We start from the raw sequence: 10,876 nt of genomic DNA, 5'->3' as shown, positions 1-10,876 counted from the left end.
ATCGCAAAGTCTTGGGGCGCGGGCTCGCGTGACTCCGTGGAGTATCTGCTCGCCTGTTTGCCGTTGCGTTTGGGGCGACCCCTCACCCTCCCCACGGCTTTGCCGTGGGTCCCCTCCCTCTCCCCGGGAGGGGAGAGGGCGTAAATCCCTCGCTCCTCCCGGGGAGAGGGAGGGGCCCGTCGCGCAGCGATGGGAGGGTGAGGGGATGCCAAGCAACGCGGCACTGTTTGGCCGCCCCTCACCCCAACCCTCTCCCCGGAGGGAAGAGGGAGCTGCCATTCGCGCTTGATCTCAGGTGGAAGCGTGCCCCGCAGAGGGGGCGCGCGTTTACTGATCCAGGAACGACCGCATCTTGCGGCTGCGGCTGGGGTGCTTCAGCTTCCTGAGCGCCTTCGCCTCGATCTGGCGGATGCGTTCGCGGGTCACCGAGAATTGCTGGCCGACCTCTTCGAGCGTGTGATCGGTATTCATGCCGATGCCGAAGCGCATGCGCAGCACGCGTTCCTCGCGCGGGGTCAGGCTGGCGAGGACGCGCGTCACCGTTTCCTTCAGATTCGCCTGGATCGCGGCATCCACCGGGATGACGGCGTTCTTGTCCTCGATGAAGTCGCCCAGATGGCTGTCTTCCTCGTCGCCGATCGGCGTTTCGAGGGAGATCGGCTCCTTGGCGATCTTCATCACCTTGCGCACCTTCTCCAGGGGCATGGAGAGGCGCTCCGCCATTTCCTCGGGCGTGGGCTCGCGGCCCTGCTCGTGAAGGAACTGGCGGCTGGTGCGGACCAGCTTGTTGATCGTCTCGATCATGTGGACCGGGATGCGGATGGTCCGCGCCTGGTCGGCGATCGAGCGGGTGATCGCCTGACGGATCCACCAGGTTGCATAGGTGGAGAACTTGTAGCCGCGGCGATACTCAAACTTATCCACCGCCTTCATCAGGCCGATATTGCCTTCCTGGATGAGATCCAGGAACTGAAGGCCGCGGTTCGTGTACTTCTTGGCGATGGAGATGACGAGGCGCAGGTTCGCCTCGACCATTTCCTTCTTGGCGATACGCGCCTCGCGCTCCGCCTTCTGCACCATGTTGACGATGCGGCGGAACTCGGTGAGCGCCATGCCGGTCTGCTGCGCGATCTCGCCCATTTCGGAACGGATGCGGTCGACCGTCGCGGCCTCGTTGGTGGCGAAATTGCCCCACTTCTTGTCGAGCCCGCGCACCGAATCCAGCCAGCTCTCGTCCAGCTCATGGCCGAGATAGCGGTCGAGGAAGTCCTTGCGGTTCACCTTGTGGCGCTCGGCCAGACGCAGCATCTGCCCAGCCAGCGCGGTCAGGCGCCGGTTATAGGCATAAAGCTGATCGACCAGATATTCGATCTTCTGGTTGTGGAACTGGACGCTCTCGACCTCGGCGGTCAGTTCCTCGCGCAGCTTGTGGTACTTCTTCTCGTCGGCCGCCGACAGGTCGTCACCGCCGGACATCGCATCGAGCCGGCTCTGCTGGACCTTGGAGAATTTCTTGTAGAGCGCGGTGATGTTGGCGAACTTCTCGAGCGCCTGGGGCTTGAGCGTTTCCTCCATCTGCGCGAGGCTGAGGGTATTGTCCTCCTCCTCATCGTCCGACGGGCGCGGCGTGCGCCGCTCGGTCATGTCGTCGTCTTCGTCCGCGGAAGCCTCTTCGGGCTCTTCCTCTTCCTTGAACTGCGGTCCGGCATTCTTGGCGCTGATCTCGCCCGAATCGTCGTCCTCGTCGTCGGACAGGTCGCCGGGGCCGGCATCCTTGGACAGCATCGCGTCGAGATCGAGGATCTCGCGAAGCTGCATCGTGCCCTCGTTGAGCGCGGTCGACCAGTCGATGATCGCGTTGAAGGTGATCGGCGATTCGCACAGGCCCAGGATCATCGTGTCCCGGCCGGCCTCGATCCGCTTGGCGATCGCGATCTCGCCCTCGCGCGACAGGAGCTCGACGGCCCCCATCTCGCGCAGGTACATGCGGACCGGATCGTCGGTCCGATCGACGGTTTCCTTCTTCTTGGTCTCGAGCGCAGGTGCGGCACCATCGGCCTCGCCGTCGACGGCCTCCGCCTCGTCGGCGGAATCCTCCTCGGACTCGCCGTCCTCGCCGGCTTCCTCATTCTCGACGATGTTGACGCCCATCTCGTTCAAGGCGGACATGATGTCCTCGAGCTGGTCGGAGGACATCTGGTCCTGCGGCAGCGCCTCGTTCAACTGGTCATAGGTGATGTAGCCGCGCTTCTTCGCACGCGCGATCAGCTTCTTGACCGACGCATCGTTCAGGTCGATCAGCGGCGCATCGCCCGTTTCCGTGGTGTCGGTCGTGTCGCCCGCCATATTCGCCTTCGCCATCAATTGCCCTCGGATCCCATCGCACGGGCGTCTTCGTTCGACTGCACCAGATTTGCAAGTCGATCCTCCAACGCCTGTTTTTCCCTCACCAATGCCACCTGCCGCTCGAACGCGTCGTCGTCCATCGTAACCCGCATAACTTCGGTCGCCTCCGCCAGCATCGTATCGACCTCGGGGCCCGCGATCAGGATCGCGATGGCCTCGTCCAGGTCGGCACGGGCGCGGGCTTCATCGGCGGTTCGCTGCGTGAACGAATATGGCATCGTATCGGCCCTCAGCAGTTCGCTTGCGACTGTCTCGAAACCGGACCGTGCCAATATGGTGACGAGCCGTCCGCTATCAAGCGGGTCCTGTCCGCGCTGATCCTCCAGCGCCACATCGACCACCGCCTCGAACAATCGTCCCAGTGCGCCGTCGACCAGCCGGAGCGAACCCAGCACCTCCATGTGCCGGGCGATCTCGGCCGGATGGCGGATCAGCCCGGCGAGCACCGCCTTGGCCAGCACCCGGTCGATGCCGGCCGCACGGAACGCCTTGGCATCCTCGGTGACGGGCAGGGGCGGGGGCTTCCACGGGCCGGTACGCTTCTGGAACGGCACGAACGGTTTCTTGGCCGGGCGGAAATGCTCGTCCGCGCGGCGGCGAAACTCGGAGAGATATTCGAACTTCACGCCCTGATCGGCGATCGTGCCGGCCAGTTCGGACAGGCGCTGCTTCAGCCCGGCGCGCTGTTCGGGCGTTTCGAGCGGTTCGGCGGCGACCTCGCTCTGCCACAGCCGGTCGACCAGCGGTTGCGCGTTCGCCAGCAGTTCCTCCATCGCGCCGGCACCCTTGGCGCGGACCAGATCGTCGGGGTCCTGGCCCTGTGGCAGCGTGACGAAGGACAGGCTGCGCCCCGGCTGGAGCAGCGGCAGCGCGCGGTGCGCGGCGCGGATCGCGGCCTTCTGCCCTGCGGCGTCACCGTCGAAGCACAACACCGGCACCTCGACCATGCGCCACAGCTTCTCCAACTGGTGCTCGGTCAGCGCGGTGCCGAGCGGGGCGACCGCCTCGTGAATGCCGACCTGCGCCAGCGCGATCACGTCCATATAGCCCTCGACCACCAGCACGCGGCCGGCCTTGCGCACCGCTGGGCTGGCGCGGTCGAGATTGTAGAGCGTGCGCCCCTTGTCGAAGAGCGGCGTGTCGGGAGAGTTGAGATATTTCGGCTCGCCATCGCCGATGATCCGGCCGCCGAACGCGATCACCCGGCCGCGCTGATCGCGGATCGGGATCATCAGCCGGCCGCGGAACCGATCATAGGGGTCCTTGTTCTCGACGCTGATCAGCAGGCCGCATTCGATCAGCGCAGGCGCGCCATAGTCCTTGAGTGCGGCCTTGAGCTGCCCCCGGCTGTCGGGCGCGAAGCCCAGGCCGAAGGCGCGGGCGGTGTCGGGCCGGATGCCGCGCTTGTCGAGCACGCTGCGTGCCTCCGCGCCGGACAGGCCGCCCAGTTGCTCGATGAACCAGTTTGCGGCGTCGCCCATCGCATCGTGCAGGCCGCGGGCGCGCTCGGCCTTTTCGGCGGCGCGGCGGTCCTGGGCGGGCATCTCCAGCCCGGCCGCCTGCGCCAGTTCCTTGACCGCATCGATAAAGGGCAGGCCGCGCTGGTCGGTCATCCAGCGGATGGCATCGCCATGCGCGGAACAGCCGAAGCAGTGATAGAAGCCCTTCTCGTCATTGACGTAGAAGCTGGGCGTTTTCTCGTTGTGAAACGGGCAGCAGCCCTTGTGCTCCCGCCCCGCCTTGTGGAGCTTGACGCTCTTGCCCACGAGCGCGGACAGCGACGTCCGGGCGCGCAGCTCGTCGAGGAATTGCGGGGTCAGGCTCATGGTAGCCGGCCGATTATATCATGCCCGTTTCGGGGGGAGGGGGCAAGCGGCGATGCCCCCTCTCGCGAGACTGAAACTACGTATGTTACGCCAAGGCCGCCTTCACCAGCCCACTGGCCTTCGACATGTCGAGGACGGCGGCGTGGCGCGCCTTCAGCTCGGCCATGACGCGGCCCATGTCCTTCATGCCCGTTGCGCCGATCTCCGTCTTGATCGCCTCGATCGCGGCGCGGGTCTCGTCCTCGCTCAGCGTCTGGGGCAGGAAGCGTTCGATGACCGCGACCTCGGCCTTTTCCGCGTCGGCGAGTTCCTGGCGTCCCCCGGTCTCGTACATCGCGATCGATTCGCGCCGCTGCTTGACCATCTTCTGCAGCACCTCGATCACCAGCGTGTCGTCGTCGGCGGGGGCGCCGCCGGTGCGGACCTCGATGTCGCGGTTCTTGATCGCAGCCTGGATCAGGCTGATCGCGCCGCGGCTTTCCTTGTCGCCAGCCTTCATGGCGGCCACCTGCGCAGCCTTGATATCGTCGCGAATCATCGTCTCGTCTTTCGCCAAAAGACCGAGGATAGCGGGGCAGGCCCGCCCCGTGAACCGGTTGACGTGGGCGCCGTTGCGCTCTAGCGGGCGGCACTTAGCGACATCGCCGACCAACCAACATGGAGTGCCCGCCGATCATGGCCGACGCCAAGCCCTTTGCCATGCCCGACAAGCCCGAGGGCGCGACCGGGGTCCTCGTTCTGGCATCCGGTGAGGTGTTGTGGGGCCGCGGCTTCGGCGCCGAAGGAGAAGCGGTGGGCGAGGTGTGCTTCCACACCGCGATGACCGGTTACCAGGAGATCATGACCGATCCGTCCTTCGCCGGGCAGATCATCACCTTCACCTTCCCGCATATCGGAAACGTCGGCGCCAATCCCGACGATATCGAGGCCGACGCGCCGCATGCGCTGGGCATGATCGTGCGCGAGGACCCGACCGCGCCCTCCAATTTCCGCGCGATGGAGAACCTGTCGGGCTGGATGGCGCGGCACACGCGTATCGGCCTGGCGGGCATCGACACGCGCGCGCTGACCCGGCGTATCCGTGGCGGCGGCGCGCCGACCGGCGTGATCGCGCATTCGGCGGCCGGAGAGTTCGACCTCGATGCGCTGCTGGCGATGGCGCAGGGTTGGCCGGGGCTGGAGGGCATGGATCTTGCCAAGGGCGTCTCGACCGAGCTGCATTATGGCTGGGGCGATGCGCGAGACGGCGGCGTGTGGCGGCTGGGCTTCGGCTATGGCGGGATCGAGGATGCGGAGCGCCCGCACGTCGTCGCGATCGACTACGGCTCGAAGCACAACATCTTCCGCAATTTGGTCGCTGCCGGCGCCAAGGTCTCCGTGGTGCCGGCGACCGCCAGCTATGACGAGATCATGGCGTTGAACCCGGACGGCATCTTCCTGTCGAACGGCCCCGGCGACCCGGCCGCGACGGGCGATTATACCGTGCCGGTGATCCGGCAGTTGCTGGAGACGAACAAGCCGCTGTTCGGCATCTGCCTGGGGCATCAGTTGCTCGGCCTCGCGGTGGGCGCCAGGACCACCAAGATGTTCCAGGGCCACCGCGGCGCCAACCACCCGGTCAAGCGGCTGTCCGACGGCGCGGTTGAGATCACCAGCATGAACCATGGCTTCGCTGTCGAGCGCGAGACGCTGCCCGCCAACGCGCGCGAGACGCATGTGTCGCTGTTCGACGGATCGAATGCGGGGCTGGAACTGACCGACCGGCCGGCCTTCTCGGTCCAGTATCACCCCGAGGCCAGCCCGGGGCCGCAGGACAGCTTCTACCTGTTCGAGCGGTTCGTGGGGTCGTTGAAGGGCGACCAAGGGTGATCCGATTTCGCATCAAGCCACAGCATGTCGAGGATGTCCTTGCTATGCTTGCAGATGCGAACATCGAGCCGATCCACGTGCAAGATCGTAACGACGATGAAGTCGCTATCGAAATCGACGAGGTTTCGGACGAGCAAGGTCAGGCGATCGCCGCAGCTTTTCGGCCTGAATGGTCGACCATCATCGGAATAATTGGCGGCCCACCGCCGTTGAAGGGGCACTAATGCCAAAACGCACCGACATCTCCTCCATCCTCGTCATCGGCGCGGGGCCGATCGTCATCGGTCAGGCGTGCGAGTTCGACTATTCGGGCACGCAGGCGATCAAGGCGCTGAAGGAAGAGGGCTATCGCATCGTCCTGGTCAATTCGAACCCGGCGACGATCATGACCGATCCGGATCTGGCCGACGCGACCTATGTCGAGCCGATTACGCCGGCGATTGTGGCGAAGATTATCGAGAAGGAGCGGCCGGATGCGGTGCTGCCGACGATGGGGGGGCAGACGGCGCTGAATACGGCGCTGGCGCTGTTCCATGATGGCACGCTGGAGAAGTTCGGCGTGACGATGATCGGGGCGGACGCAGAGGCGATCGACAAGGCGGAGGACCGTCTGAAGTTCAAGGACGCGATGACGAAGATCGGGCTGGAAAGCGCCCGCTCCGCGATCGCGCATACCGAGGCGGAGGCGCTGGAAGGATTGGAGAAAGTCGGCCTGCCGGCGATCATCCGCCCCAGCTTCACGCTGGGCGGGACGGGCGGCGGTGTCGCCTATAATCGCGAGGAGTTTCTGGCGATCGCGCGCGCGGGGCTGGATGCTTCGCCGACCACCGAGGTGCTGATCGAGGAGTCGCTGCTCGGGTGGAAGGAATATGAGATGGAGGTGGTCCGCGACCGGGCGGACAACTGCATCATCATCTGTTCGATCGAGAATATCGATCCGATGGGCGTCCATACCGGCGATTCCATCACGGTCGCGCCCGCGCTGACGCTGACCGACAAGGAATATCAGATCATGCGCAACGCCAGCATCGCGGTGCTGCGCGAGATCGGGGTGGAGACGGGCGGGTCGAACGTCCAGTTCGCGGTGAACCCCAAGGACGGCCGCCTGGTCGTCATCGAGATGAATCCGCGCGTGTCGCGCTCGTCGGCGCTGGCGTCGAAGGCGACGGGCTTCCCGATCGCCAAGGTCGCCGCCAAGCTGGCGGTCGGTTATACGCTGGACGAGATCGAGAACGACATCACGGGTGCGACGCCTGCATCGTTCGAGCCGACGATCGATTACGTCGTCACCAAGATCCCGCGCTTCGCCTTCGAGAAGTTCAAGGGGGCCGAGCCCGTCCTGTCCACCGCGATGAAGTCGGTGGGCGAGGTGATGGCGATCGGCCGCAACATCCACGAATCGATGCAAAAGGCGCTGCGTGGGCTGGAAACCGGCCTGTCCGGCTTCAACCATGTCGAGCATCTGGTCGGCGCACCACGTGCCGAGATCGAGGCGGCGCTGGCACGCGCGACGCCGGACCGGCTGCTGGTTGCGGCGCAGGCGCTGCGCGAGGGCTTCACCGTCGCCGAGGTGCACGCGATCGCCAAGTACGATCCGTGGTTCCTGGAGCGGATCGCCGAGATCGTCGCGGCGGAGGCCGAGGTGATGGCGAACGGCCTGCCGATCGACGCGCCCGGCATGCGCCGCCTGAAGGCGATGGGCTTTTCCGACCGGCGGCTGGCCTGGCTGGCGCTGCAATCGGCCAATCTGCGCGGCATGACGCGCGGTATCGCCCGCGGATCGGGCCTGATCCACGAGGTCGTCAAGGCGATGACCGGCGGCGTCACCGAAGAGGAGGTGCGCGAGCATCGCCAGAAGCTGGGCGTGCGCCCCGTGTTCAAGCGGATCGACACCTGTGCGGCCGAGTTCGACGCCAAGACGCCGTACATGTATTCGACCTATGAGGCGCCGACCTTCGGCGAGCCCGAGGACGAGGCGCAGCCGTCCGATCGCCGCAAGGTGGTGATCCTGGGCGGCGGTCCGAACCGGATCGGGCAGGGGATCGAGTTCGATTACTGCTGCTGCCACGCCTCCTTCGCGCTGGCGGACGCGGGCTATGAGACGATCATGGTCAACTGCAACCCGGAAACGGTGTCGACCGATTACGACACGTCCGACCGGCTGTATTTCGAGCCGCTGACCACCGAGGACGTGCTGGCGATCCTGGACGTCGAAAAGAGCCGCGGCGAACTGGTCGGCGTGATCGTGCAGTTCGGCGGGCAGACGCCGCTGAACCTGGCGCGGGGGCTGGAAGCGGCGGGCATCCCGATCCTGGGCACTGCCCCGGCATCGATCGATCTGGCCGAGGACCGCGAGCAGTTCGCCGCCCTGGTCGACCGGCTGCGCCTGTTGCAGCCGGCCAACGGCATCGCCCGCAGCCGCGAGGAGGCGCTGATCGTCGCCGATCGGGTCGGCTATCCGGTGCTGATGCGCCCCAGCTTCGTGCTGGGCGGGCGTGCGATGGAGATCGTCGACGGTCCGGCGCAGTTAGAGGATTATATCCAGACGGCGGTGCAGGTGTCCGGCGAGGCGCCCGTGCTGATCGACCAGTACTTACGCGATGCGATCGAGGTCGATGTCGATGCGCTGTGTGACGGCACCGACGTGGTGGTGGCCGGCGTGTTGCAGCATATCGAGGAGGCGGGCGTCCATTCGGGCGACAGCGCCTGCTCGCTGCCGCCGTACAGCCTGTCGCCCGAGATCATCGCCGAGATCGAGCGCCAGACCGAGGCGCTGGCGCGCGGCCTGGACGTACGCGGGCTGATGAACATCCAGTTCGCGGTGAAGGACGACAAGGTCTATCTGATCGAGGTGAACCCGCGCGCCAGCCGCACGGTGCCCTTCGTCGCCAAGGCGATCGGCACGCCCATCGCCAAGATCGCGGCGCGGGTGATGGCGGGCGAGAAGCTGGCCGACCTGCCCAAGATCGACCGGCATATCGACTATTATGCGGTAAAGGAGGCGGTGTTCCCCTTCGCCCGCTTCCCCGGTGTCGACCCGGTGCTGTCGCCGGAAATGAAGTCGACGGGCGAAGTGATGGGGATCGACCCCGACTTCACCACCGCCTTTGCCAAGTCGCAGCTCGGCGCGGGCACGGTGCTGCCCACGGGCGGCGCGGTGTTCGTCAGCGTCAAGGACACGGACAAGCCGCACATCGTGCCGGCGGTGCGCGATCTGGTCGATGCGGGCTTTGCGATCGTCGCGACGGGCGGCACGGCCGATTATCTGGAGCGTGCCGGCCTGCCGATCGAGCGGGTGAACAAAGTGGCGCAGGGGCGGCCGCATATCGTCGACCGGATCAAGGACGGCGGAATCGACCTGATCTTCAATACCACGGAAGGCTGGCAATCCTTGAAGGATTCCAAGCCGATCCGTGAAGCGGCACTGGGGCAGAAGATTCCGTACTTCACCACCGCACCGGCCAGCGTGCAGGCGGCGCGGGCGATTCGTGCGGGCGATTCGGGTGGCCTTGAAGTGCGACCCCTGCAATCCTACTATCCTCCTTCGCACAACTGATCCCGACATGAGAGAATGATGTGCGAGCGGGCCCCGTGGGGGTCCGCTCGGGATATAGGAATTGGGGACTAGTATTATGGCGACCGTCGAAAAGATGCCGATGCTCCAGGAGGGCTATGAGAAGCTCACCGCGGATCTGAAGCGTCTGAAAGCCGAACGCCCCCTGATCGTCGATGCGATCGAGGAAGCACGCGCGCACGGCGACCTGTCGGAAAACGCCGAATATCACGCCGCCAAGGAACAGCAGGGCCAGAACGAAGCCACGATCAGCGATATCGAGGACAAGCTGGCGCGCGCGCAGATCATCGACCCCAAGGAGCTTTCGGGCGACAAGGTGGTGTTCGGCGCGACCGTGACCCTGCTGGACGAGGACGACAAGCCGGTAACGTACCAGATCGTCGGCCAGACCGAGGCGGATGCGAAGACCGGGCGGATCAGCTACAACTCGCCGCTGGGCCGCGCGCTGATCGGCCGCAAGGTCGATGACGAGGTGGAAGTGTCTGTGCCCGCGGGCGAGCGCTATTACCTCGTATCCAAGATCGACTTCATCTGAACGCGGTGGACTGGAGCCAGGCGCGCGCCACCGCGACGATCGCGATCGTCACGCTGGTCGCGTCGCTGCTCATCCTGGCGATGAACCTGCTGCCGGAGGCGGCGGTGGGTGGCGGCTTCATTCCGCTGCGCTTCGACGCGGCGGTGCCGCCCGATGCGGGCTTTCCGATCCCCGCGATTCTGACGCCGCTGACGGCCACCCTGATCCATGGCGGGTTCGCGCATGTGGCGCTGAACCTGCTGATGCTGGTCTATTGCGGGGCACAGGCGGAGCGGGCGGTGGGCGCGCGCGGGATCGTGCTGCTGTATGTGGCTGGCGCGTTCGCCGCGGCGTTCGGGCAATATGTGATGGACCCGGTTTCGCACGTGCCGATGATCGGGGCGAGCGGCGCCATTTCCGCGGTGGTCGGCGCCTATGCGCTGTTCTACGGCCAGCGCCGCGCGCAGGCGGTGGCGGGCGTGTCGGCGGACGTGGTGCATGTGCTGTGGCTGGCCGCGGCGTGGATCGGCATCCAGTTGCTCGTCGGGTTGGCTGGGTTCGGCGGCACGACGATCGCCATCTGGGCGCATATCGGCGGCTTCATCGCCGGGCTGGCGCTGGCGCGGCCGCTGCTGCTGTGGCGTTACCGCGGGGCCTGAAATGTAAAACTCCCCTCCTCTTCCTGTC

The 10,876-nt window shown here is 65.9% G+C and carries 8 protein-coding genes; 5 read left to right on the top strand and 3 right to left on the bottom strand.

Annotated elements, in window-relative coordinates; all coding sequences use genetic code 11:
* Positions 1–327 precede the first annotated feature (327 nt).
* The 3 genes from rpoD to Q0U08_RS12795 all read right to left on the bottom strand — a co-directional run bounded on the left by rpoD (position 328) and on the right by Q0U08_RS12795 (position 4,770).
* Entirely contained in the window at positions 328–2,361 is a 2,034-nt protein-coding gene (gene rpoD / locus Q0U08_RS12805; protein ID WP_298091780.1) for an RNA polymerase sigma factor RpoD, read from the bottom strand.
* A complete protein-coding gene (gene dnaG, locus Q0U08_RS12800; RefSeq protein WP_298091779.1) occupies positions 2,361–4,232 on the bottom strand; it encodes a DNA primase in 1,872 nt (623 codons plus the stop codon). Before dnaG ends, rpoD begins: the two co-directional genes overlap by 1 nt.
* Positions 4,233–4,317: 85 nt before the next feature.
* The gene (locus Q0U08_RS12795; RefSeq protein ID WP_298091778.1) at positions 4,318–4,770 is read right to left on the bottom strand and encodes a GatB/YqeY domain-containing protein; all 453 of its coding nucleotides are present in this window, start codon (positions 4,768–4,770) and stop codon (positions 4,318–4,320) included.
* Between the two features lie 137 nt (positions 4,771–4,907).
* Here Q0U08_RS12795 and carA point away from each other — a divergent pair, with 137 nt between their 5' ends.
* From carA to Q0U08_RS12770, 5 genes are all read left to right on the top strand, one after another.
* A complete protein-coding gene (carA, locus tag Q0U08_RS12790; protein WP_298091777.1) occupies positions 4,908–6,101 on the top strand; it encodes a glutamine-hydrolyzing carbamoyl-phosphate synthase small subunit in 1,194 nt (397 codons plus the stop codon).
* On the top strand, positions 6,098–6,325 hold the full coding sequence (locus tag Q0U08_RS12785) for a hypothetical protein (RefSeq protein WP_298091776.1): 228 nt from the start codon (positions 6,098–6,100) through the stop codon (positions 6,323–6,325). Before carA ends, Q0U08_RS12785 begins: the two co-directional genes overlap by 4 nt.
* Positions 6,325–9,657: a carbamoyl-phosphate synthase large subunit gene (carB, locus tag Q0U08_RS12780; RefSeq protein ID WP_298091775.1), complete on the top strand. Its 3,333-nt coding sequence runs from the start codon at positions 6,325–6,327 to the stop codon at positions 9,655–9,657. Before Q0U08_RS12785 ends, carB begins: the two co-directional genes overlap by 1 nt.
* A 76-nt stretch (positions 9,658–9,733) precedes the next feature.
* On the top strand, positions 9,734–10,210 hold the full coding sequence (greA, locus tag Q0U08_RS12775) for a transcription elongation factor GreA (protein WP_112382511.1): 477 nt from the start codon (positions 9,734–9,736) through the stop codon (positions 10,208–10,210).
* Positions 10,211–10,215: 5 nt separating this feature from the next.
* Positions 10,216–10,848 (top strand): rhomboid family intramembrane serine protease, encoded by a 633-nt coding sequence (locus Q0U08_RS12770; protein WP_298091774.1) that lies wholly within the window; start codon positions 10,216–10,218, stop codon positions 10,846–10,848.
* The last annotated feature ends 28 nt before the right edge of the window (positions 10,849–10,876 follow it).

Origin of the sequence: uncultured Sphingomonas sp. (genome assembly GCF_946477935.1) — a bacterium.
Lineage (GTDB): Bacteria > Pseudomonadota > Alphaproteobacteria > Sphingomonadales > Sphingomonadaceae > Sphingomonas.
Note: the sequence above shows the minus strand (reverse complement) of the source record. Positions and strands in the feature narration are given on the sequence as shown.

Bases quoted from the DNA above. Each gene is read 5' to 3' on its own strand.
- dnaG (WP_298091779.1), bottom strand. From the start codon at position 4,232: ATGAGCCTGACCCCGCAATTCCTCGACGAGCTGCGCGCCCGGACGTCG.
- Q0U08_RS12795 (WP_298091778.1), bottom strand. From the start codon at position 4,770: ATGATTCGCGACGATATCAAGGCTGCGCAGGTGGCCGCCATGAAGGCT.
- carB (WP_298091775.1), top strand. From the start codon at position 6,325: ATGCCAAAACGCACCGACATCTCCTCCATCCTCGTCATCGGCGCGGGG.
- carA (WP_298091777.1), top strand. From the start codon at position 4,908: ATGGCCGACGCCAAGCCCTTTGCCATGCCCGACAAGCCCGAGGGCGCG.
- rpoD (WP_298091780.1), bottom strand. From the start codon at position 2,361: ATGGCGAAGGCGAATATGGCGGGCGACACGACCGACACCACGGAAACG.
- greA (WP_112382511.1), top strand. From the start codon at position 9,734: ATGGCGACCGTCGAAAAGATGCCGATGCTCCAGGAGGGCTATGAGAAG.